At 41.0% G+C, this 20,643-nt stretch carries 27 protein-coding genes; 18 read left to right on the forward strand and 9 right to left on the reverse strand.

The features are described from left to right. Positions 1 to 169 precede the first annotated feature (169 nt). From J8Z28_RS07475 to rluB, 4 genes are all read left to right on the forward strand, one after another. The gene (locus J8Z28_RS07475; RefSeq protein ID WP_054561271.1) at positions 170 to 601 is read left to right on the forward strand and encodes a hypothetical protein; all 432 of its coding nucleotides are present in this window, start codon (positions 170 to 172) and stop codon (positions 599 to 601) included. Positions 602 to 807: 206 nt separating this feature from the next. Then, a complete protein-coding gene (locus J8Z28_RS07480) occupies positions 808 to 1,329 on the forward strand; it encodes an EF-hand domain-containing protein (RefSeq protein WP_054561272.1) in 522 nt (173 codons plus the stop codon). 130 nt (positions 1,330 to 1,459) lie between these two features. Beyond that, positions 1,460 to 2,050, forward strand: coding sequence for an SMC-Scp complex subunit ScpB (gene scpB, locus J8Z28_RS07485; RefSeq protein ID WP_054552968.1), 591 nt, complete (start codon positions 1,460 to 1,462; stop codon positions 2,048 to 2,050). Next, the gene (gene rluB / locus J8Z28_RS07490) at positions 2,047 to 2,919 is read left to right on the forward strand and encodes a 23S rRNA pseudouridine(2605) synthase RluB (RefSeq protein WP_054561273.1); all 873 of its coding nucleotides are present in this window, start codon (positions 2,047 to 2,049) and stop codon (positions 2,917 to 2,919) included. The genes scpB and rluB overlap by 4 nt, the downstream gene beginning before the upstream one ends. Before the next feature lie 100 nt (positions 2,920 to 3,019). Here the strand turns inward: rluB and ald are convergent, their stop codons facing one another. Further along, the gene (ald, locus tag J8Z28_RS07495) at positions 3,020 to 4,141 is read right to left on the reverse strand and encodes an alanine dehydrogenase (RefSeq protein WP_054561274.1); all 1,122 of its coding nucleotides are present in this window, start codon (positions 4,139 to 4,141) and stop codon (positions 3,020 to 3,022) included. A 142-nt stretch (positions 4,142 to 4,283) separates the two neighbouring features. Here ald and lrp point away from each other — a divergent pair, with 142 nt between their 5' ends. The 14 genes from lrp to J8Z28_RS07565 all read left to right on the forward strand — a co-directional run bounded on the left by lrp (position 4,284) and on the right by J8Z28_RS07565 (position 17,077). After that, complete coding sequence (gene lrp / locus J8Z28_RS07500; RefSeq protein ID WP_054552971.1) at positions 4,284 to 4,763, forward strand: leucine-responsive transcriptional regulator Lrp; 480 nt, start codon at positions 4,284 to 4,286, stop codon at positions 4,761 to 4,763. A gap of 141 nt (positions 4,764 to 4,904) precedes the next feature. After that, positions 4,905 to 7,397, forward strand: coding sequence for a DNA translocase FtsK (locus tag J8Z28_RS07505; protein WP_058584806.1), 2,493 nt, complete (start codon positions 4,905 to 4,907; stop codon positions 7,395 to 7,397). Continuing rightward, positions 7,397 to 8,023 carry an outer membrane lipoprotein periplasmic chaperone LolA gene (lolA, locus tag J8Z28_RS07510; RefSeq protein ID WP_054561276.1) on the forward strand — a complete coding sequence of 209 codons (627 nt, stop codon included), beginning with the start codon at positions 7,397 to 7,399 and terminating at the stop codon, positions 8,021 to 8,023. Before J8Z28_RS07505 ends, lolA begins: the two co-directional genes overlap by 1 nt. Before the next feature lie 3 nt (positions 8,024 to 8,026). After that, complete coding sequence (locus J8Z28_RS07515; protein WP_250660182.1) at positions 8,027 to 9,364, forward strand: replication-associated recombination protein A; 1,338 nt, start codon at positions 8,027 to 8,029, stop codon at positions 9,362 to 9,364. Next, positions 9,357 to 9,743 (forward strand): fluoride efflux transporter CrcB, encoded by a 387-nt coding sequence (crcB, locus tag J8Z28_RS07520; RefSeq protein WP_082389253.1) that lies wholly within the window; start codon positions 9,357 to 9,359, stop codon positions 9,741 to 9,743. The genes J8Z28_RS07515 and crcB overlap by 8 nt, the downstream gene beginning before the upstream one ends. A 9-nt stretch (positions 9,744 to 9,752) precedes the next feature. Beyond that, a complete protein-coding gene (serS, locus tag J8Z28_RS07525; RefSeq protein WP_054552975.1) occupies positions 9,753 to 11,057 on the forward strand; it encodes a serine--tRNA ligase in 1,305 nt (434 codons plus the stop codon). Between the two features lie 139 nt (positions 11,058 to 11,196). Beyond that, the gene (locus J8Z28_RS07530) at positions 11,197 to 12,507 is read left to right on the forward strand and encodes an ABC1 kinase family protein (RefSeq protein ID WP_250660183.1); all 1,311 of its coding nucleotides are present in this window, start codon (positions 11,197 to 11,199) and stop codon (positions 12,505 to 12,507) included. A gap of 219 nt (positions 12,508 to 12,726) precedes the next feature. Beyond that, complete coding sequence (locus tag J8Z28_RS07535; RefSeq protein ID WP_239964236.1) at positions 12,727 to 13,080, forward strand: hypothetical protein; 354 nt, start codon at positions 12,727 to 12,729, stop codon at positions 13,078 to 13,080. A 117-nt stretch (positions 13,081 to 13,197) separates the two neighbouring features. Beyond that, positions 13,198 to 13,467, forward strand: a complete 270-nt coding sequence (locus J8Z28_RS07540) for a hypothetical protein (protein ID WP_250660184.1) — start codon at positions 13,198 to 13,200, stop codon at positions 13,465 to 13,467. A 495-nt stretch (positions 13,468 to 13,962) separates the two neighbouring features. After that, complete coding sequence (locus J8Z28_RS07545; RefSeq protein ID WP_250660185.1) at positions 13,963 to 14,439, forward strand: hypothetical protein; 477 nt, start codon at positions 13,963 to 13,965, stop codon at positions 14,437 to 14,439. Further along, a complete protein-coding gene (locus tag J8Z28_RS07550; protein ID WP_250660186.1) occupies positions 14,429 to 15,118 on the forward strand; it encodes a hypothetical protein in 690 nt (229 codons plus the stop codon). Before J8Z28_RS07545 ends, J8Z28_RS07550 begins: the two co-directional genes overlap by 11 nt. A 66-nt stretch (positions 15,119 to 15,184) precedes the next feature. Beyond that, a complete protein-coding gene (locus tag J8Z28_RS07555) occupies positions 15,185 to 15,757 on the forward strand; it encodes a hypothetical protein (protein WP_250660187.1) in 573 nt (190 codons plus the stop codon). Between the two features lie 220 nt (positions 15,758 to 15,977). Beyond that, positions 15,978 to 16,436 (forward strand): hypothetical protein, encoded by a 459-nt coding sequence (locus J8Z28_RS07560; protein WP_250660188.1) that lies wholly within the window; start codon positions 15,978 to 15,980, stop codon positions 16,434 to 16,436. A 107-nt stretch (positions 16,437 to 16,543) separates the two neighbouring features. After that, positions 16,544 to 17,077, forward strand: a complete 534-nt coding sequence (locus tag J8Z28_RS07565; protein WP_250660189.1) for a hypothetical protein — start codon at positions 16,544 to 16,546, stop codon at positions 17,075 to 17,077. Positions 17,078 to 17,338: 261 nt separating this feature from the next. On the opposite strand, the gene J8Z28_RS07570 is transcribed toward J8Z28_RS07565, so the two are convergent. Genes J8Z28_RS07570 through J8Z28_RS07605 form a run of 8 tightly spaced genes read right to left on the reverse strand, consistent with a single transcriptional unit; the run spans position 17,339 to position 20,638 of the window. Beyond that, positions 17,339 to 18,508: a site-specific integrase gene (locus tag J8Z28_RS07570; RefSeq protein WP_250660190.1), complete on the reverse strand. Its 1,170-nt coding sequence runs from the start codon at positions 18,506 to 18,508 to the stop codon at positions 17,339 to 17,341. Further along, positions 18,509 to 18,730 (reverse strand): hypothetical protein, encoded by a 222-nt coding sequence (locus tag J8Z28_RS07575; protein ID WP_250660191.1) that lies wholly within the window; start codon positions 18,728 to 18,730, stop codon positions 18,509 to 18,511. Positions 18,731 to 18,737: 7 nt separating this feature from the next. Beyond that, positions 18,738 to 19,034: a hypothetical protein gene (locus J8Z28_RS07580; protein WP_250660192.1), complete on the reverse strand. Its 297-nt coding sequence runs from the start codon at positions 19,032 to 19,034 to the stop codon at positions 18,738 to 18,740. Then, positions 19,031 to 19,279, reverse strand: a complete 249-nt coding sequence (locus tag J8Z28_RS07585; protein ID WP_250660193.1) for a hypothetical protein — start codon at positions 19,277 to 19,279, stop codon at positions 19,031 to 19,033. The genes J8Z28_RS07580 and J8Z28_RS07585 overlap by 4 nt, the downstream gene beginning before the upstream one ends. Beyond that, positions 19,276 to 19,587 carry a DUF4406 domain-containing protein gene (locus tag J8Z28_RS07590; RefSeq protein WP_250660194.1) on the reverse strand — a complete coding sequence of 104 codons (312 nt, stop codon included), beginning with the start codon at positions 19,585 to 19,587 and terminating at the stop codon, positions 19,276 to 19,278. The genes J8Z28_RS07585 and J8Z28_RS07590 overlap by 4 nt, the downstream gene beginning before the upstream one ends. 12 nt (positions 19,588 to 19,599) lie before the next feature. After that, positions 19,600 to 19,782, reverse strand: coding sequence for a hypothetical protein (locus tag J8Z28_RS07595; protein ID WP_250660195.1), 183 nt, complete (start codon positions 19,780 to 19,782; stop codon positions 19,600 to 19,602). Continuing rightward, the gene (locus J8Z28_RS07600) at positions 19,779 to 20,009 is read right to left on the reverse strand and encodes a hypothetical protein (RefSeq protein ID WP_250660196.1); all 231 of its coding nucleotides are present in this window, start codon (positions 20,007 to 20,009) and stop codon (positions 19,779 to 19,781) included. The genes J8Z28_RS07595 and J8Z28_RS07600 overlap by 4 nt, the downstream gene beginning before the upstream one ends. Beyond that, the gene (locus J8Z28_RS07605) at positions 20,006 to 20,638 is read right to left on the reverse strand and encodes an MT-A70 family methyltransferase (RefSeq protein ID WP_250660197.1); all 633 of its coding nucleotides are present in this window, start codon (positions 20,636 to 20,638) and stop codon (positions 20,006 to 20,008) included. The genes J8Z28_RS07600 and J8Z28_RS07605 overlap by 4 nt, the downstream gene beginning before the upstream one ends. Positions 20,639 to 20,643 lie beyond the last annotated feature (5 nt).

Genomic DNA, 20,643 nt, shown 5'->3' on the forward strand with positions numbered 1-20,643 from the left:
ACGAAAATCAAATTGGGTAAATGTTGATCAATTGCTGCTTAATTTAAAAACATTGTTAACTCACTATTAATTATTAAATTAAATAAATAATTCAGTTGATCTACTGATTTTTGTTTATATAATGCGCGCAAACCATCCGTTCATATTATGTACTATTTAAAGGTAAACCATGAAAAAACAATTAGTGATGCTTTCTCTTGCATGTATCTCATTTGGCTCATTAGCAAGCAACCCGCACTACTTTTCAGCTGATAACCGTATTGAATCAAAGTTATGTAGCTTAAGTGCGAACGAAGGGTTTACCGCTGCACGTAAAGAAGCAGCAAAGCATGGCATTTCAATGTCACGTTTTTCAAAAAGCATTTTATGTAACGGCACTGACATCCGTGAAATTGCTAAAAAAGCACAATCACAAGAAGCAGCAAAAGCAGCTGTTGAAGTGTTTGCTAAAAATGAGCAAAAAGAAACTCAACTTTGCATCACTGCACTTAAAAAAGGTTTAACACCTGTGCGTGAAAAAATTGGTAACTTAAATACGTTAAAATGTAATGGTGAAGCAGTAACAGACTTCGTTAAGCGTTACCAAAACGCAGCTATCTAATAGCGGCATTTTTGTTATTTGTAAAAAGCGCTCTTCGGAGCGCTTTTTTTATGAAAAAATTACAGCACTCTATGAAAAGCTTGCTAAATAATAGGCTTAATCCCAACTTAACCAGGCTGTAAGTGCTTGATTTTAGCCAATAAGGCATTTTGGCATTCAATTTGTAACAGTCGAAGTGAATCTAATCGACTACAAGGAAATGTCTTATGAACAAGTTAACTTTAGCATCAACAATTTTAGCAGCTTTAAGCCTTTCAGCATGTTCTGCAAGTAACTCTTTAGCAAAAATCGACAGCGATTTTGGCAGCCTAGATAATGACAATGACGGTTATATCTCTAAGGTAGAAGCTGACGATGATGCAATTTGGGATCATTTTTCAAATATCGATACTAATATGGATGAGCAAATCAGCCGTACTGAGTTTAATGCATATATGCAGTTAAATACAGGCAAGGTAGCAACTGATAGTGAGGTATCTGAATCAGCATTTAAAGCTGAAATCGCTAAATTTGACCCAATCGAAAATGACTTTAAATCGTTAGATAACGACAAAAATGGTTATGTTTCTATTGAAGAAGCCGATGACGACGATATCGCAAATCACTTTGGCTATATGGATAGCAACAAAGATAAGCGTGTAAGCCGCACTGAGTTTGTTAATTACATTAGCAAATATGGTAGCGACGTTGCCGAAGATGATGCCCTTGAAATGGTTAAAAATAGCTAATTTCAACATTCATTCATAAATATCCCCCAAAGCCAGTGTTTTACACTGGCTTTTTTACAATAATTTTTCCAACCTTGGCCGACTTCTGTCATAATAGAGCGTTAGTGATTTAAAATGACCTTTAGTAGCGATGGCCACAAAACGTATCAGTGATGAACAGTTAGTCGAAATCATAGAAGCCGCGATTTTTGTTGCTGGAAAACCTGTGTCTAAACGTCATTTAAAAGAGACAGTATTAGCTGATTTAAGCGTATCTATGCCGCGCATTAATAATGCAATTGAACAAATTCAAACGCATTATCAAACCCGAGGCATTAAGCTTGTTGCAGTAGGCAGCGGTTACAGGTTTCAAGCCTGCGCTAGTTTAGCGCCTTGGCTGGCAAACTTATGGCAAGAGCGCGCACCTAAATACTCACGAGCACTACTAGAAACTTTATCCTTGATTGCCTATAGACAACCCATTACCCGTGGTGAAATTGAACAAGTACGGGGAGTCGCTGTTGGCTCAGGAATTATTAAAACCTTATTAGAAAGAGAGTGGGTTAGAGTTGTTGGCCATAAAGAGGTGCCCGGGCGCCCAGCGTTGTATGCCACAACATCCGCTTTCTTAGATTATTTTTCATTAGCTGGTTTAGATGAATTACCGCCGTTACCTGAACTTCAGGAGAGTAAAATCAACCAGTTATTGAGCGATCCTTCTGTGAGAGAACTATCTGAATGAGTAATGTAGAAACTGAAAAGTTACAAAAAGTATTAGCCCGTGCTGGCGTGGGTTCACGTCGTGAAATGGAAAAATACATCGATGCTAACCGTGTGAGCGTGAATGGTAAAGTGGCACGTTTAGGCGACCGTGTTGAAGCAACCGATGTAATTCGTGTTGATGGTCACGTGGTAAAAATTGAAGACAAAGCCGACCGTATTTGTCGTGTGCTTATGTATAACAAACCAGAAGGCGAGTTATGTACACGTAAAGACCCTGAAGGCCGTCGTACGGTATTTGATCGCCTACCACGTGTTGATGGCGAACGTTGGATTGCAGTTGGCCGACTAGATATTAATACCGCTGGTTTAATGCTGTTTACTAACGATGGTGAACTTGCTAACCGTTTAATGCACCCAAGCTACGAAGTAGAGCGTGAGTACTCAGCTCGTGTGTTTGGTGAAGTGACTAACGAAACGCTACGCAATTTAACAAAAGGCGTTGAGCTTGAAGATGGTCCTGCAAAATTCTTAAACATCAAACCTATGGGTGGTGAAGGTATCAACCGTTGGTTCAATGTGACTTTAACAGAAGGTCGTAACCGCGAAGTACGTCGTTTATGGCAATCACAAGATGTTGAAGTATCGCGTCTTATCCGTATTCGTTACGGTAAGTTAGAGCTTGATAAGCGCTTGCCACAAGGTGGTTGGGCTGAGCTTGATTTAGACACGGTTAACTATTTACGTAAAACAGTACAACTAGGCCGCGAAACGCAAACTAAGCTGTCGGTTATTCCTGAAAAGCGTAAAGACAAGCGTGCTAAAATTAACCAAATCCGTAAGGCGGTTAAAAAGCACAATCAACGCGCTAAACAAACTAAGCGTCGTTAAAAACTATTTTCAAACTTGTTTGCAAGTAGAACACTTCACACTTGCAAACAGGCATAAAAAAAGCAGCGATATCGCTGCTTTTTTTGTTTCACAATGCTAATTAAGCATTTTCAACAGCTGTACGTGGGTCAACATATTCCATGTTGAAAGCTTCAGCTACTTCTTTATATGTAACTTTACCTTTGATCACGTTTAAGCCTTTTAAGAAGTTTGCATCGTCAAGAAGCGCTTTCTTATAGCCTTTGTTAGCAAGGTTGATGATGAACGGTAATGTTGCGTTGTTAAGTGCAAACGTAGAAGTACGTGGAACAGCACCTGGCATGTTAGCAACACAGTAGTGAACAACGTCATCAACGATGTAAGTAGGATCAGCGTGAGTTGTCGCTTTAGAAGTTGCGATACAACCACCTTGGTCGATTGCAACGTCAACGATTGCAGAACCAGGCTTCATTGCTTTGATGTGCTCAGCTGTTACTAGTTTAGGCGCTGCTGCACCTGGGATTAGTACGCCACCGATCACAAGGTCAGCTTCTAGTACGTGTTTTTCTAGTGCGTCAGCAGTAGAGTAGATAGCTTTAACTTTATTACCGAACTGTGCGTCTAATGCACGTAGTACGTCGATGTTACGGTCAAGAACAACAACGTCAGCACCTAGACCAACAGCCATTTGCGCTGCGCTACGACCAACCATGCCGCCGCCGATAACAACAACTTTAGCTGGCTCAACACCTGGTACACCACCAAGTAACATACCACGGCCGTGGTTTGATTTTTCAAGCGCTTGTGCACCAGCTTGGATAGACATACGACCAGCAACTTCACTCATAGGAGCAAGAAGAGGTAAACCGCCACGTGAATCAGTTACTGTTTCGTAAGCGATACACACTGCGCCACTTTTAACTAGGTCTTCAGTTTGTGGAAGATCCGGTGCTAAGTGAAGGTAAGTAAATAGAATTTGGTCTTCGCGTAACATTGCACGCTCAACAGCTTGTGGCTCTTTTACTTTAACGATCATTTCAGCTTTAGCAAAAACGTCTGCTGCTGTTGGTAAAATTTCAGCACCAGCTGCAACATAATCTTCGTTAGTGAAGCCAATGCCCATACCAGCATCAGTTTCAACAAACACTTGGTGGCCATGGTTTACTAGTTCACGAACACTCGCAGGAACCATACCTACACGGTATTCATGGTTTTTGATTTCTTTAGGTACACCAATAATCATAGTTTTTCGCCTTAATAGAACGGGATAAAATTTTTGACTATTATATTCATGACCAGCCAGTGTGTCTCACCTTTTTTAAGTGCCAATCTAGTGATATAATCTAAAAATACATTTTAAACAGTGCAAAACTCTGGTTTGGCTTATGCATCAATTACTCGACAGAATAGACCGTAAAATTTTAATGGAATTACAGCTCGATGGTCGGATCTCTAACGTAGAGCTGGCAAGGCGTGTAGGGCTAAGTGCCACCCCTTGTTTGGAGCGGGTAAAAAAGCTCGAAAGAGAGGGGTATATACTCGGATATAAAGCAGTAGTGGATCCTGCTAAACTTGGCCAAGGTTTGTCGGTTTATGTAGAAGTAACCATCACTAAAACCTCACCAGATGTTTTCGAAGAGTTTAATGCTGCAGTTAAAAAGCACGACGAAATAATCGAGTGCCATCTAGTATCGGGTAATTTCGACTTTTTATTAAAAACACGTGTAAATGATATGTCGGAATATCGAAATGTACTGGGTGATATTCTACTAAAACTACCAAATGTCAGTGAAAGCCGAACTTATGTGGTAATGGAAGAAGTAAAAGGTGAAGAAGGGGTCATTATTCGCCCATATATTGCCTAAACTGTTAAAATACATATTGAGTAACAAAAACTTGTTCATTATCAGTCCATCAAGGCTAAGATAAAGTGCATCAAACGGCATTTCCTGCTAAGGTATTTCACTGCTAATCGATCAGTAAAGAATAATAAGGAATAGGGAGCTATGCGCCTAAATGGTGTTCAAAGACTGTTAGAAACGGGGCTAATCATCAGCACCTTTGCTGCAGTATTTATTTTATGTGCATTAATCAGTTTTGATCCTGCGGACCCTTCATGGTCGCAAACCGGTGAATTTGTTAATGTTAAGAATATTACCGGCACAGCGGGAGCTTGGGTTGCAGATATCCTATTACTCACTTTTGGCTGGCTTGCTTATTTAGTGCCTGTTGCCATTCAATTGTTCGGTTATTTATTGTTTAAACAGCCACACCGTATTTTCCAGCTAGATTACACCACGCTTGCCTTACGTGTTATTGGTTTTGCGCTGTTTATTACTTCAGCGACAGCTATCAGCAGCATTAATTTTGATGATATTTATAACTTCTCATCTGGTGGGGTAGTGGGGGATGTTATTGCTACAGCAATGATGCCTACCTTTAATTTTACCGGCACCTCAATTTTACTACTTTGTTTTTTCTTTGCTGGTTTAACCCTATTAACCGGTATTTCGTGGGTGCAATTTGTCGATTTTGTCGGCAAGTGGGTAATGAAAGCATTCTACTTTTTACGTGAGCAATTTTCTGCGTGGCTACATCGTGAAAAAGAAGCCGTTAAAGATATTGCCACTACAGAGCCTGACGCTAACTTTGTAGAGCCAGAAAACGAGCCTGCTATTAGTTTTAATGATGCGGATGAAGAAGAACCAAAGCCTACTAAGCCTAAGCAAAAGCCTGCTGAAAAAGCCGATGATGACTTTAAAGGCTTTGATGAACTAGACGATATTCTTGACCAAGAAATTGGTTTCAGTGCCCTTGATGATGAATCATTCGATACCGTATCGGCACTGAATGCGCTTGATCAGAGCCCAGTTGTTGAGCCAGAAAAACCTGTCACAACGGTTGTTTCACCTGCACGCCCTATGCCTAAGCCAAAACCTGCATATGAGCCACCGCCAACGGCAAAAGAAAAGTTTGAAGCACTGCTTGAAGAGCAGCCGCCTACAAACCCGTTACCATCACTTGATTTATTAGACCGCCCAGATAAAGCGAAAAACCCATTATCTCAAGAAGAGCTTGATGGTATTTCGCGTCTAGTTGAAACCAAATTACTTGATTTTAACATCCAAGCTGCGGTTGTGGGTGTTTACCCAGGTCCGGTTGTAACGCGTTTTGAGCTTGATTTAGCGCCGGGTATTAAAGTAGCTAAAATCACTGGCTTAGCGAAAGATTTAGCACGTTCACTGTCTGCTGTAAGCGTACGTGTAGTAGAAGTTATTCCAGGTAAAACCTATGTAGGTTTAGAACTACCAAACAAACACCGTGAAATAGTGCGTTTAAGCGAAGTTATTAATGCGCCTAAGTTCGAATCAAATCCATCACCACTGACTATGGTGTTAGGTAAAGACATTGCTGGCGAGCCGGTATGCGCTGACCTTGGCAAAATGCCACATTTACTTGTTGCGGGTACCACAGGTTCAGGTAAGTCAGTGGGCGTTAATGTAATGATATTAAGCTTACTGTACAAATCGGGCCCTGATGATGTTCGTATGATCATGATCGACCCGAAAATGCTTGAACTTTCTGTGTACGAAGGCATCCCTCATTTATTATGTGAAGTTGTTACCGACATGAAAGAAGCAGCCAATGCATTGCGTTGGTGTGTAGGCGAAATGGAACGTCGTTATAAGCTTATGTCGGCACTTGGTGTGCGTAATTTAAAAGGTTACAACCAGAAAGTGTTGGATGCCAAAGAAGCGGGTCAACCGATTCTAGATCCACTGTTTAAAGACACCGACGGCATGGCCGATGGCCCTGAAGAGCTAGATAAACTACCAAGTATTGTGGTGGTTATTGACGAATTTGCCGACATGATGATGATCGTGGGTAAAAAAGTGGAAGAGCTGATTGCACGTATCGCGCAAAAAGCCCGTGCTGCAGGCATTCACTTAGTGCTAGCAACACAGCGCCCATCGGTTGACGTAATTACCGGTTTGATTAAAGCGAATATTCCAACCCGTATGGCGTTCCAAGTTTCAAGTAAAATTGACTCGCGTACCATTTTAGATCAGCAAGGTGCTGAAAACTTACTTGGTATGGGTGACATGCTTTACTTACCGCCGGGTACCAGTGTACCAGTGCGTGTGCATGGCGCGTTTGTTGACGACCACGAAGTACATGCGGTTGTAGACGATTGGAAAAAACGTGGCAAACCAAATTATATTGATGAAATTTTAAGTGGCGATGCCACAGAAGAAATTTTACTACCAGGAGAAACCAGTGAAGACGGTGATGAAGAGTCAGATCCGCTTTACGATGAAGCAGTATCATTTGTAATTGAAACCGGCAAAGTGTCGGTATCGAGTGTACAGCGTAAGCTTCGTGTAGGTTATAACCGCGCAGCACGCTTAGTTGAACAAATGGAAACATCAGGCATTGTTAGCGCACCAGGACACAACGGTGCCCGCGAAGTCTTAGTGCCAAATGGTGGAGCAAATTAATGAAAAAAATTAAATACCTAGCCCTAATTATGGGTTGTTTATTAAGCGGTCAAAGTTTTGCAGACGACAGCGAAGCGTTGCAACAACAACTGGCTGCGATTAAAAGTTTTAAAGCAGAGTTTTCACAGCAGGTTACCGATTCGCAAGGCGAAGCTATTATGCAAGGTGAGGGGAATATAGCCCTTCAGCAACCTATGATGATTCGCTGGCAACAGCAAAGCCCAGACGATACCTTGTTTGTATCAAATGGCGACAAAACGTATTACTTCGACAGCTTTGCTGAGCAAGTAACGATTATGAATACCCACAGCCTGATTGATTCAACTCCGTTTGTATTGTTGACTTCAAAAGATCCAGAGCAATGGGCTAAATACCAAGTTGTGGCAACCGATGCAGGTTTCAGCGTCACGCCAAATAAAGGCGTTGAGAGCCAAGTTGAAAAGTTAGACATTCGCTTTAATGCTCAAGAGCAAGGTCTAGCATCACTGACAGTATTAGATACCTCTGGTCAACAGTCTTTATTTACCTTTAAAGATGCCAAAGTAAACGAAGCACTTGCAACTCAAACCTTTGAATTTACCATTCCTGAAGGCGTTGAAGTTGACGACCAAAGCCAAGGTGATTAAGGCTTGAGTAATCTCGGATTTAATTTTGGTCCTGATGTGCGCCCACTTGCGGCGCGCATGCGACCCGAAACACTCAATGACTACATAGGTCAGCAGCACCTTTTAAGCCCCGATAAACCTCTTTACCAAGCGATTCTTGCAGGTCGATGCCACAGCCTCATTTTGTGGGGGCCGCCAGGCGTTGGTAAAACCACCTTAGCGCAGATTATTGCAAATCATGCCGATGCCAGTCTTATTCAAATGTCGGCAGTCACAGCGGGTGTAAAAGACATTCGTGAGGCCGTAAGCGAAGCAAAAGCAAACCTTGCCGGGCGAGGGCAACGAACCTTATTATTCGTAGACGAAGTGCATCGTTTTAATAAATCCCAGCAAGATGCATTTTTACCACATATTGAAGACGGCACTTTTATTTTTGTTGGCGCGACCACCGAAAACCCATCATTTGCACTTAATAACGCGATACTGTCTCGTGCCCGTGTGTATGTTTTAAAAGCACTTGAGCAAGCCGATTTATTTAACGTAATTGAACGCGCCTTACGTGAAGACGTAGAGCTTAGCCAAAAACACATTGAAATTGCCGAAAACGCTAAGCAAGCGCTTTGCCAAGCAAGTGATGGCGATGCGCGTAAAGTGCTTAACCTGTTAGAACAAGCGGTTGATTTAACCACGGAGCAGCAGGGTAAATACCTAGTTGATCAACATGTTTTAAGCCAAGTTCTACCAACTCACTTAGCTAAGTACGACAAAGGCGGCGATGAGTTTTACGACTTGATTTCAGCGTTTCATAAGTCTGTACGGGGTAGTTCACCTGATGGCGCTTTATATTGGTACTGCCGTATTTTAGCAGGGGGCGGCGACCCGCTTTATGTGGCTAGGCGTTTATTAGCGATTGCTACAGAAGATATTGGCAATGCAGATCCGCGAGCAATGGAAGTGGCACTCAACGCGTGGGATATTTTTCAACGTGTTGGCCCTAGTGAAGGTGAGCGCGCTATTGCACAAGCCACCATTTATTTAGCCAGTGCTCCGAAAAGTAACGCTGTGTATATGGCGTTTAATCAAGCACTGCAAGATGCTAAAAATGAGCCGAGCCATCCGGTGCCAGAGCATTTACGCAATGCACCAACTAGCTTAATGAAAGATTTGGGTTATGGCGCTGAATATCGTTATGCACACAATGAAGAGGGGGCATTTGCTGCAGGTGAAAAGTATTTCCCAGAGGCAATTAATGATCGCCAGTATTACTTCCCAACTGACCGTGGGCTTGAACAAAAAATAAAACAAAAGCTGGACTATTTAACTCAGCGCAACGAGCAAAGTGATATTAAACGTTATGAATAGTTTGAAACTTTACATGATGATTGCAATGGGTGGCGCTTCAGGGGCATGTTTACGCTATTTTCTTAGCGAAACCATGCTAAAACTGCTCGGTAGGGGATTCCCTTTTGGCACGTTGACAGTTAATATTCTTGGTTCATTGTTAATGGGCATTTTATACGGCTTGATTGAAAAAGAAATAATCGCTGTTAGCCCCGCTAAAACCTTAATTGGTATTGGCTTTTTAGGTGCATTGACCACCTTTTCAACATTCTCAATGGATTCGTTGTTGCTCTTGCAACAAGGTCACTTTTTTAAAATGGCCCTCAATATCACCTTAAACGTGGTGGTGTGTATATTTATGGCTTGGCTGGGCCTTCAGCTGGTAATGCAAAAAGGTTAAAAATCGAACATGTTAGATTCTAAATATTTACGTCAAGATATCGAACAAGCGGCTGCACGTTTAGCATCACGCGGTTACGAACTTGATACTGCAGCGGTAACTGCACTTGAAGAAAAACGCAAAACATTACAAGTAAAAACGCAAGAACTTCAAAGCGAGCGTAATGCAAGTTCCAAAGCTATCGGCCAAGCAAAAGCGAAAGGCGAGCACGAAAAAGCACAACAGCTGCTTGATTCAGTAAGTAATCTTGGCGACCAACTAGACAGCGTTAAAGCAGAGCAAGACGCAGTACTTGAAGAGCTTAAGCAAATTGCGCTTGCTATTCCAAACCTACCTGATGAGTCTGTTCCAGTAGGTGAAGACGAAGATCAAAACGTTGAAATTTCAACCTGGGGTACGCCTAAGTCATACGACTTTGAAGTAAAAGATCACGTTGATGTTGGTCAAGACGTAAACGGCCTAGACTTTGAAATGGGCGTTAAAATCAGTGGCGCGCGTTTTACTGTTATGCGCGGTCAAGTTGCACGTATGCACCGTGCTCTTACGCAGTTCATGCTTGATACGCACACAGAGCAAAACGGCTATACAGAAATGTATGTGCCTTACCTTGTTAATAGCGCAAGCTTATACGGCACTAGCCAATTACCTAAGTTTGCTGGTGACTTATTCCACACCTTAGGTTTAGTGGATGACGACGGTCAGCAACAACCAGGTTTTAGCTTAATTCCTACAGCTGAAGTACCGCTTACGAACAGTGCTCGCGACGAAATTTACGACGAAAGCGACTTACCAATTCGTTTAACAGCGCATACGCCTTGTTTCCGTAGTGAAGCAGGTAGCTATGGCCGTGATACACGTGGTCTTATTCGTCAGCACCAATTCGACAAAGTTGAATTAGTACAACTAGTAAAACCAGAAGATTCAATGCAAGCGTTAGAAGAGCTAACAGGCCATGCTGAGCAAATCTTACAAGCATTAGAACTTCCATACCGTAAAGTAATTTTATGTACGGGTGATATGGGCTTTGGCGCAGCAAAAACTTACGATTTAGAAGTATGGTTACCTGCACAAAACACCTATCGTGAAATCTCATCATGTTCAAACATGGTTGATTTCCAAGCGCGTCGTATGCAAGCGCGTTTCCGTCGTCAAGGCGAGAAAAAGCCAGAGCTACTTCATACACTAAATGGTTCAGGTTTAGCGGTTGGTCGTACACTGGTAGCAATTTTAGAGAACTACCAACAAGCAGACGGCTCGATTGTGGTACCAGAAGTATTACGCCCTTACATGGGTGGCTTAGAAGTTATTAAATAATTTTAATGCTATTGAGTTTATAGGCCGCATCGGGAAACTATGCGGCCTTTTTGTTGCCTAAAATCTATTAAAATATAAAGTGGATCTAAACCTGAACAATTAACGTATTCAAAGCATAAAGTTAATAGTGTGAAGCAATATGAGTAATAAACAAAAGTCTGTGCCAACATCACGATTTTCACGCGCTGCTCGGCTTGGCTCTTTAGCTGGTAAAGTCGCAGGTAATATGTTGTTTGAAGGCACAAAAGCTTGGGCGACGGGCAAGCAAACATCACGACAAGAGTTACTGTTACAGCCAAAAAATATTCAGCGCTTTGCAGAGCAGCTTGCAAATCTGCGTGGGGCTGCAATGAAATTGGGGCAGCTGTTATCCATGGATAGTGGTGAATTACTCACTCCTGAGCTATCTGCAATTTTAGCAAGACTGCGTGCAGAAGCGACGCCCATGCCACAAAAGCAGCTTGTTAAAGTAATGCGAGAGCATTGGGGTGATGCGTGGCTAGAACAATTATCGCACTTTGAACTCAGACCATTTGCTGCGGCATCAATAGGGCAAGTGCACATTGCTTATCGAGAATCGGGCGAAAAGTTAGCAGTTAAAGTGCAATACTCCGGTATTGCAAAAGGCATTTCCAGTGATGTTGATAACTTAGCTTACCTTCTGAAACTCAGTGGCTTATTACCCAAAGAGGTAGAAATACAGCCTCTTATCGATGAAGCAAAACAACAGCTTATAAACGAAGCTGACTACGAATTAGAAGCTAATTATTTAAAACGCTACAGCGAGTGTTTAAAGGGTGATGACAATTACCTTATTCCTAATGTAGTAGATTCGCTTAGTTCTTCTCAAGTATTAGTCATGAGTTTTGTTGAAGGACAAGAGCTAGATGAACTGGCAAACACCGAGCAAGCGCTACGTAATAAAGCGGTTGAACAGTTACTCAGCCTATTTTTACGTGAATTATTTAGCTTTAAACTAGTTCAAACAGATCCAAACTTTGCCAATTATCAATATCAAATCGACAATCAACGCTTAGTGCTTTTAGATTTTGGTGCCACTCGCGAACTACCTCAGCATATTAGTGCTGGTTACTTACAGTTATTATCAGGTGCGATTAATAATGATAGGGCAGGTGTGGCAACAGCTGCACAGCAAATTGGCTATTTTCAACAAGGGCTTGCTCAAGAATATATAGATAATGTCGTCGATATATTTCTACTCGCCTGCGAGCCACTGCGCCACCAAGGTGAGTATGATTTTGCAAACAGCGACTTACCAAAACGCATAAAAGAACTCGGCCTTAAAATGAGCACCGCCTCAGAACATTGGCACGCACCACCCGTAGATGCCTTGTTCGTACACAGAAAACTAGCAGGCCTCTATTTAATCGCTGCAAAGCTAGGCGCAAAAGTGAATGTGAACAGTATTTTTAAGGATTTTGAAGCATAGAGTGATAAGTAATTGAACGGGGTTTGGGTAACTTTTTCTGCCCCAAGATGAGTGACGAGCGTATTTTCTGAATATCTTTAAGTACTAATAAAAAAAATTAGGGTTGGCGATGCCTTAAGTTATTTGTTACTAATAGACTTATTTATACATGCGCGTAACATCGGCAGAAAGATACGGGACGAGCGCACTATAAAATTGTTATGTGCTAGGAGGTTTCCGTTGCGTGTCGCTTTGCTTTTGATATTGATTATTCTTTTCGGATGCTCAGAGCAACAAAATATTGATATTCAAGCAATCAAAGAGGCGAAAGACGCGTGGAATGTAAAAATTGGCGCCCAACTTCAAGCATCTACTGACTATTCTGATTTAGAAGTTTGGCTAAATGCTCATGCTATGAAAAATGATATGCAAAAAAACTTTGGTGGTGATTCAAATTCAGCCGAATTAGAGAGATTAAAAAGCAAGATAGACCCTAATTGCTATACCAGTTTGTTTTTGCGCTTTGCAGTGACTGATTCATCCCAAGTGGTAAGTCATAAAATTAGTGCTACTCAAGTATGTAGGTATAAATAAAGCACATAAAAACGCATCAATGAATGGACGTCTAAAGCTTGGCTGGCGCTCATTCCTCGCTAATTTTAGCAAGCTTAATCCGCTCATTATGCGGGCTTTGGCTCTAATAGGTCAGTGATGGATATACCAATTGAAGATGAATTAAAATCTATTTGTATTGAGATAGTTAACCAAGACTACTCAACTCATCAATGGCTTGAAATAGAGTCGAGCGATATGTTTCAGTCTCCATCGTTTGTTGGTGGCTTTGACGCTGATGAATTGGAGTTCTGCTTTAGTTATTTCGATGAGCATCGCACTGAATTTTGGTTTCAGTTTACTTTAGACCAAGCAAAGTCAATTTCAAAAGGTGAAAGTGTTAAGTTGTCTGGTTTAAAATCTGAATAAAAACACATAACAAGTGCCCAAACCAAAGGACGCAAAACAGCAGGCTTGCGCTCCTTCGTCGCTAATTTTAGCCTGCTAAGCAAACGATATGTGTATAGGAGGTTGAGGTGACACACGGAGGAGGTGGGGCATTATACCTACTACTTATTTTGTTATTAGTATCTCTACCTGTCACCTTGATTTGGCTTTTTCATGGGCAAGGTAATGCTAGAAAGAGGCGTGCTATAGGTTTCTCTCAAATAGGCATTTTCGCTATAGCAATAATATTATTCTTTTCTGGTGTCAGTTACCTTCAAAATATTGGGTTAGTCGCTGGTTTTATTGTTTTGATAACTATGTTGATCACACCCGTAGTATTTAAAAACAGAATGTAATATACACTTAACAAGGCCGTTAAACCGTGGGCACAAAACAGCAGGCTTGTGCTTCTTCGTCGCCAATTTTAGCCTGCTATTTTGTGCCGTTTACGGCAAGCGTTATATTGCAAGGGGGGCTATGCGTAATCTAATTATTATTTTAGTCGCTTCGGCACTAATATCTTGCGTTGGAATTCCTGCTGAAATTTTAAAATCCAAATCAGCTGAGTATCAATTTCCTATTCTGGCTAGTACCGAAAGTACAATCGTATATCTAATATCTCCTGTTGCATACCAAGAACCGAGTGCTTACCAACAAGTAAAAGTTAACGGCATTAATAGTAAGCTATATTTTGGAGCCTACAGTTCAATTACATTAGCCGAAGATGCAACTATACAATATCGCTTTAATCACAATTCAAACTTGGTTGGTGCTGGTCAATGGAATCAACTTAAAGTAGTAGCTAATAAAAATGAGCTATTTTATGTATTAAAGAATGGTTTATTTACTCAAGTATCTAAAGAGCAATCTGTCGCTCACATTGTAACCATTGAATATCGGTATTGTGAATATAAATCAAAGCCTTGTGAGCCAATGGTTTACAATGCAATATAACAATCGCACTAAGGGTGGGCACAAAAAGTTTGACTTGCGCCTTTTCGTCGCTAATTTTAGCCAAGATTTATCCGCCCTCTATACGGCGTTAGGTACAAAGGGGGTGAATTTGAAATTTCTAGCTCTTTTTTTGCTATCAATACTTTCTGGCTGTAGCGTCGTTGTACACGATAAGACTAATGATCCAATAGCGCTTTCCTTTATAGGAAGTTATTACCAAACAGTTAAAGATGGCTTTTTATACGAAGCAAGGTGCGCGGACATCAATGCGTCTATCCAATCAACAGAATGGTGTACTGGAATACAAGCTTTTGATTCGGGCAGCGAATACTCTAAAACACCTACCAACTATCAGGCATATAAATCAGCTCAAGAAGAGTGGGATACCAAGCTATTTACTAAGTTAGCTTTTGAGAAACAGCGCTCAATAATTTCGGCCTTATCAAAAGGTACTGTTATTAAAATTACTAAATTAGTTCAGTACCCTTGGGGTACTAACGGTTATTATTGGGCTATTAGAGCAGATTTGATTAACACCGAAGGCAATCTGATAGAAGTAGAATTGCCAACAAATAGCGCGTTAGCTTTCCCTAGTTGGCTACAAGGTTATGGTGTGCAAGCGTTACCACAGTTGAAGCATGAGTATTTAATGCAATGTAAAAATGCTAAGTGTACCTAACAAGCAACTAAAGTCGTACGCTGGCTCTCATTGGGCGTTAGGTTTTACGGAAAGAAAGGACCCAACATGAAAAAATTTATTCTCTCCACTTTTTGTATTATTACTGTAGGGTGTGCAAGCACTGAACAAGGTGCTAGTTTTTCAGGAGCCTTGTTTGAATATATTGAACCAATAGGTTCTGATATTGCCTATTTACAGCTGGAAACTGATGAAAAAACAGATGGTTTTGGGCTTGCTCCTTATCCCCATACCGCAATTATTTACGAGCTGTGTTCACGCGAAGGTGCAAATAGCACCTTTGGTTACGCTGGAGATATTAAGGTATCTACAGAGTTAAAGTTAGGAAACCCTGCAACTGTAAAAGTAGCATCTGGAAAACCTATTTTTGTAGCTTTTGGTTTAATACACCCCGTTAATGGCTATGAATGTACATCAAAATATATATTTACACCTGAGAGAGGTAAAACGTATTCAATGGTTAATTCCGTTAGTTGGTCTGAGTGTCCAACTAAGGTAGGAGTTATCTCAAACGGTAATCAAGTTTTACCTATTAACGGTTTACAAGTTTTAGACAAAGCTACAAATTTACAGTTGGAAAATAAAGGCGTAAATGTAATTCGAAAGAAGTGTAAAACCTAACAAGCTGTTTAAGCATGGGGCTGCTAAAGCTTGGTTCGGTTTCGCTACCTATGCATTTTAGCCAAACATTAATCAGCCCCTAACTGGGTGTTACCAAGGCCTTTCTTTTATAGAGCCGTCCTTCGTCTGTTCACAATTGCTTTTTTATTTCATAAAAGTAAAGTGCTTGCATAGCCAGCTTTATCCGCCCTCTATGCGGCGTTAGGGTTACAATCAGGCAATGAAGTGGACTGAACCTTGGGTTAAATCAATCCAAAATCAAGAAAAATATAGCCTCATTTCAAAAGGGATCTTAATCAGCTACCTTATTTGGACGTTGTTTTTCGTTTTTTTGGCAGTTGTAAGTCTGTTGACTAAAGATGACTTTATCAATCATCTTGTTAAAACAATTTGGATTGCGCCTGTAGGAGGTTTCATTTTAGCTTGGGGCATGTATACGATCAGGTGGCTGTCACCAGTTAAAATTGATTCCGGCCCCAAAGGTATTATTAGAATCAAAGCAGATAATATAACTTCGATACCTTGGGAGCTAATATCTTCGTATAGTTTTATTGTTGACGGCATAGTTTTTAAGTTTACAGATGATAGTGATATTACATTTTTATTACCTAAAGATATAGATCGAGATTTAATAGCAAAAGAACTTGAAGCACACTCAATCAAAAAAGGTGCTTTATAACCTTAACAAGGTAATTAAATCGAACACAAAACATCAGGCAGTGTCTGCTCCAAATTGTAGCCTGCTATTTTGTTCCGTTTATCACGGCGTTAGGCATCAAGGAAAGTATGGGCGATAATATAAAGGTCGGAGATTGGGTCAGAAGCTATGGTTCAGGGATATGGAGAGTTCATCGAATTCTAGAACTCAATGATTTTGATATTCAAAGTCAAACTAACAAACCTAGAACTGTGGTTTTCTCTTCACGCTTTGTAAACGACTCTTATAAGCGATCCTTTGCAACAGAATGCTGTGATTCAACATTTGTTTATCATTTACAACAAGCCGAGCGAGATGAACTCGATTCATTTATCAATCAAAATCCTTATTTATATACTAAATTCAATGCTTATAAACCAAAACCCATTGACGCTATTTACAACGCAAAAATAAATATTCCAGTTTCAAAAAGTAAACCTGAGTTAGAAGATTTCTTAATTAGTTACCAATCATTATTTTTAGAGCAACTCTTTTGTCAGTTGCATTCTTCAGGTTTAGTTTCAAGTGATAACAAAGGCTGGACAGCACAATTTGTAGCTAAAGATCATGAGGCTGTTGATGGTAAATTAGTGTATAGCTTTTCAACGTTATTGACGTTTTAGATTTTATAGAAACTAAGAATAGTATGTAAGTTTTTGATAGGGATAAGGAAAAATGGTCGGCATAGCAGGATTTGAACCTGCGACCCCTGACACCCCATGTTAACAAGCTGAAACTAACTAAGTCATTGTATTAAAAGTATTTATATTGATTTAACTGTATTTTTAAACAGTGTATAAAGTGCAAAAAACGCATTTGGCGCATTTAATTAAATCAATAACTTAGGATCTATTTTACCACAGGCTTTTTATCTATAAACACTGTTAGATCTGAACTTTGATGTGAGGCACTTGAACCCACTCAATGCCCTTTCCAAAGCTTGTATAAATCTTTGTAGATTTACTATCTGAATGACCCATTCTTTCTTGAGGGCTGATGCCTTGCGCTTCAATTAAGCGTGCGGCCATGCCTCTAATTTCATGGTAAGTTGGACGTTCTTCTTTTGGCAAATTAGAAAACAAGCCAAGCTGATCTCGAACATTTGAAAATTCTCTACTTATGTTGTGACTAACAATTTGAGTGATATGTTTTACCTCTTTGCTCATTGGGTTGGACCTGCTCTTAGGCAGCTTATGAACAACATAAGGTGAAGCTATATTATCTCGACTGGCGTCGATAATGTCTTTGATGGTTTGGCCTATTGGTATAACTACATGCGAGGCTTCGGCCTTATGGGTTTTTTGGCGGTGAATTGCTATTTCACCATAAATAACATCACCAGCAACGATAGTTGGTTCGTCATACCATATACAACCGCATCGGCCTTGCTCGGCTTTTTTTATCTTGTACTCGATTCGTGATATTTCTAAAACTGCATGTGTTGTTTGCAGTGTTAAATCCATTGCGGTTTTAAGCCAGAGCGGGGCAGCTTCACGGATCAATGAAAAAGACTTAACATCAAGCGCCTTACGCTTTTTAGCTTCTTTTGGCCGTTTAATTTTAAGCTTGGCTGGATTTTCTTTCATTTCTCCTATGTCTTTAGCATAGTCAAAGACTAATTCCAGAAAGCCTAGCTTTCGATTATATACGTTGTTGCTGGCCTTGCCGTGAAATTCGTCCATATAGTCGGTTACTGTGCCAAGATCAATCTGGTTGCCAGGCATGTTAAAGAAGCCTTTAACGCGCGCCATATCGTTATTCCATGTTGAAAGTAGGCTTTTGCCTGGCTCTTTGTCTGTGATCATGCGTTCAAGGATCGCATCGCAGTGCTCAGCAAGCGGTGACGATTTACTATCACTAGACAAAATCACATCAAGCATTGAAGCACGTTTTAAGCGGTTGTACTCAGTTGCTATTATTATAGCTTCCGTTCTATTCTTACTGATAACTTTGCGCTCACCATTAGTAAGCGTTAAGCGGTAGCCTTTACCGCTTTCAAAGTATAAGTAGGGAGGGAGATCCCTGTTATTGTTATTTCGTTTCCTTGGTGCCATTTAACTGTTCGCCGCTAACTCAAGTGCTTTCGAATGTGCCTTACTGATTGAACCCGGTACTTGGTCATCATAGATATAGGCATGTTGACCAGGGCCAATTAGTTCGCCTTTCACTGTGCCTTCAATTACCCAATTGCGCAAGCAACGCTGATTAGGCATCGACTCGGGCGAAAAGTGTTGTTCAGCCCACTTACGGGCTTTCATCAGTTTTGCTTTACTCATAAATCACCTATGCTGTTTTCTTGTTATCAATCGGGTTTGCAGCCAAATAGATGGCACTGTTTATATGTCCTGCCACTATCTCTAAACGCTCTGCAAAATCTTCGTCTTGTTCTGGTATTTCCATATCGTAATAAGTCCGGCCATTAACAGTGCTGTAGTAAATACGTATCTTTGGCTCTGTCATCACATCATTCATGTAAAGCTGAAATAGCTTTACTGGTTCGCCTGGTTTATCAGGCATTGCTATTCGCATTTGTTGGAATAAGTGCGTTAGGTACTGCTTGCAAGTTGGGCGCTTTTTCATTTTTCTAACTCTGCTAAAAGTGCATCAGCACATTCTAGTGACCATTGCGCCAACCCTGACGCATCACAATTACACCAACTTGTGCCGCTTCTTGAGTTAGCCTGAATAACACCGCCTGAATTTGACAAGATGCCTTGCATTGCATGCATAGCGAACATTTCACGCTTGGTTAAGCCTTTGCTTGTTTTTGTGCCGGCACCTGTAACTACCTTAACAGGCATAGCCGGCGTTTCACCGTTACTCATGCTACCGCCTTAACCATAGGGTTTAAGTCTGATTGATATAATGGCAACCCAAGCTTTTTAGCATAGGCATACTCAGCCTGCGCACCCTCGCTGCCCTCCCATCCATCAAGAAATACAACCGCATCGGCTGCACGTACCATTGCAAAACATATATCCATATATTCGGACTGTTCTAGTCCGCCAGGTAATATGGCTGGATTTAAAGCAATAGCATCTGTGCACTCTATTTCTTTTGCCATTTCAAAAAAGGCAGGGCGGTTAAAATCTTTAATGCCCGTCATTGGTCCTGCGATATAAACTTTTTTCATGCTTTCACCTTGCTAAAACTGATGCGCTTCACCGTCAATGGTTACGCTTAATATTTCAGTGATACTTGTGGAGCGAGCTTCTTCAACATCACAGTTCCAAATAAGGTTGTCTTCAGTAAGAAGATCTAGCTCATCTTCTGGCCACTCGATTTCTTGTTCAGCCTCGACAACATACTTTACTTTTACTTTTTTCATGCTTTCACCTTTTTCTTTGCTACCTTCATTTTGTGTTCGCATTTATAATTGCCATGCGCTGAACACTTGCCATTCACACCAGACTTGCCGCACAGGGCAAAAGCTTTTCCTACTTTGCCTAGCACGCCATCAACTTGGCATTTATACTGATTCTTTGCCATGGACAAGCCCTCTTTGTTATTGAGCGCAAACCAGTTATGCGCTCGGCGTTTAATGTTTGGCTTCATGCCGCTTTCGCCTTTTTATTTAATTTGCCCACTTCATTACCCCAAACAGACCAGCCTTTAATACGCTTACGAGAAAACAACTCTATGCGAGGAACATCACCGGCTAGCTCAACGCATGCGTCTCTAAACTCGTTAGGTTTTTCGCTGTGTAAACCGACAGGGTACGCACCACTAAAAACCGTAAAACCTAATAATTCATCTAGGCTTGCAGCATCATAGTTGCCTACCGCTCGAACAGACCGACTAGCTACTTTGGGCTTGCCTTTGATCGCGATAATTGCTGACTCGCTGCCTTGGCGAGTCCAAAAACCCATGCCAAACATTGGATTGTTATTTACAGTAAGTTTGTTCCAGACAAAGCCGCTCATTGTTTTTAGAGTAAAGCCCCATGCCTTAACAACGTCTAAAGCTTCCTGTGGCATTGAGCCAACCCACCACATAACTAATATGCAATCATCTGCCGCAATATCATTGATAGGCATTGCTTTCAGCTCATTAACCGTCATAGTCGATTTATAATGGTGTTCAGCTCCGCTTTTCATGCTTCCGCCTGTCTTTTTATTGCTGAATGACCAAGCGGGATCAGCGTATATAAGGTTGAATTTATTGCCTTTAAATTGTTCAAACATGGGGC

This window comes from Pseudoalteromonas sp. SCSIO 43088 (assembly GCF_023650795.1).
Lineage (GTDB): Bacteria > Pseudomonadota > Gammaproteobacteria > Enterobacterales > Alteromonadaceae > Pseudoalteromonas > Pseudoalteromonas shioyasakiensis.

Excerpts from the sequence above, each read along its gene's own strand:
- J8Z28_RS07505 (WP_058584806.1), top strand. The coding sequence starts at position 4,905 with ATGCGCCTAAATGGTGTTCAAAGACTGTTAGAAACGGGGCTAATCATC.
- J8Z28_RS07600 (WP_250660196.1), bottom strand. The coding sequence starts at position 20,009 with ATGAAGCCAAACATTAAACGCCGAGCGCATAACTGGTTTGCGCTCAAT.
- J8Z28_RS07585 (WP_250660193.1), bottom strand. The coding sequence starts at position 19,279 with ATGAGTAACGGTGAAACGCCGGCTATGCCTGTTAAGGTAGTTACAGGT.
- scpB (WP_054552968.1), top strand. The coding sequence starts at position 1,460 with ATGGCCACAAAACGTATCAGTGATGAACAGTTAGTCGAAATCATAGAA.
- J8Z28_RS07580 (WP_250660192.1), bottom strand. The coding sequence starts at position 19,034 with ATGAAAAAGCGCCCAACTTGCAAGCAGTACCTAACGCACTTATTCCAA.
- J8Z28_RS07565 (WP_250660189.1), top strand. The coding sequence starts at position 16,544 with ATGGGCGATAATATAAAGGTCGGAGATTGGGTCAGAAGCTATGGTTCA.
- J8Z28_RS07475 (WP_054561271.1), top strand. The coding sequence starts at position 170 with ATGAAAAAACAATTAGTGATGCTTTCTCTTGCATGTATCTCATTTGGC.
- J8Z28_RS07605 (WP_250660197.1), bottom strand. The coding sequence starts at position 20,638 with ATGTTTGAACAATTTAAAGGCAATAAATTCAACCTTATATACGCTGAT.
- J8Z28_RS07595 (WP_250660195.1), bottom strand. The coding sequence starts at position 19,782 with ATGAAAAAAGTAAAAGTAAAGTATGTTGTCGAGGCTGAACAAGAAATC.
- J8Z28_RS07540 (WP_250660184.1), top strand. The coding sequence starts at position 13,198 with ATGGATATACCAATTGAAGATGAATTAAAATCTATTTGTATTGAGATA.
- J8Z28_RS07570 (WP_250660190.1), bottom strand. The coding sequence starts at position 18,508 with ATGGCACCAAGGAAACGAAATAACAATAACAGGGATCTCCCTCCCTAC.
- J8Z28_RS07530 (WP_250660183.1), top strand. The coding sequence starts at position 11,197 with ATGAGTAATAAACAAAAGTCTGTGCCAACATCACGATTTTCACGCGCT.
- J8Z28_RS07545 (WP_250660185.1), top strand. The coding sequence starts at position 13,963 with ATGCGTAATCTAATTATTATTTTAGTCGCTTCGGCACTAATATCTTGC.
- crcB (WP_082389253.1), top strand. The coding sequence starts at position 9,357 with ATGAATAGTTTGAAACTTTACATGATGATTGCAATGGGTGGCGCTTCA.
- rluB (WP_054561273.1), top strand. The coding sequence starts at position 2,047 with ATGAGTAATGTAGAAACTGAAAAGTTACAAAAAGTATTAGCCCGTGCT.
- J8Z28_RS07480 (WP_054561272.1), top strand. The coding sequence starts at position 808 with ATGAACAAGTTAACTTTAGCATCAACAATTTTAGCAGCTTTAAGCCTT.
- lolA (WP_054561276.1), top strand. The coding sequence starts at position 7,397 with ATGAAAAAAATTAAATACCTAGCCCTAATTATGGGTTGTTTATTAAGC.
- J8Z28_RS07550 (WP_250660186.1), top strand. The coding sequence starts at position 14,429 with ATGCAATATAACAATCGCACTAAGGGTGGGCACAAAAAGTTTGACTTG.
- serS (WP_054552975.1), top strand. The coding sequence starts at position 9,753 with ATGTTAGATTCTAAATATTTACGTCAAGATATCGAACAAGCGGCTGCA.
- lrp (WP_054552971.1), top strand. The coding sequence starts at position 4,284 with ATGCATCAATTACTCGACAGAATAGACCGTAAAATTTTAATGGAATTA.
- ald (WP_054561274.1), bottom strand. The coding sequence starts at position 4,141 with ATGATTATTGGTGTACCTAAAGAAATCAAAAACCATGAATACCGTGTA.
- J8Z28_RS07590 (WP_250660194.1), bottom strand. The coding sequence starts at position 19,587 with ATGAAAAAAGTTTATATCGCAGGACCAATGACGGGCATTAAAGATTTT.
- J8Z28_RS07560 (WP_250660188.1), top strand. The coding sequence starts at position 15,978 with ATGAAGTGGACTGAACCTTGGGTTAAATCAATCCAAAATCAAGAAAAA.
- J8Z28_RS07575 (WP_250660191.1), bottom strand. The coding sequence starts at position 18,730 with ATGAGTAAAGCAAAACTGATGAAAGCCCGTAAGTGGGCTGAACAACAC.
- J8Z28_RS07555 (WP_250660187.1), top strand. The coding sequence starts at position 15,185 with ATGAAAAAATTTATTCTCTCCACTTTTTGTATTATTACTGTAGGGTGT.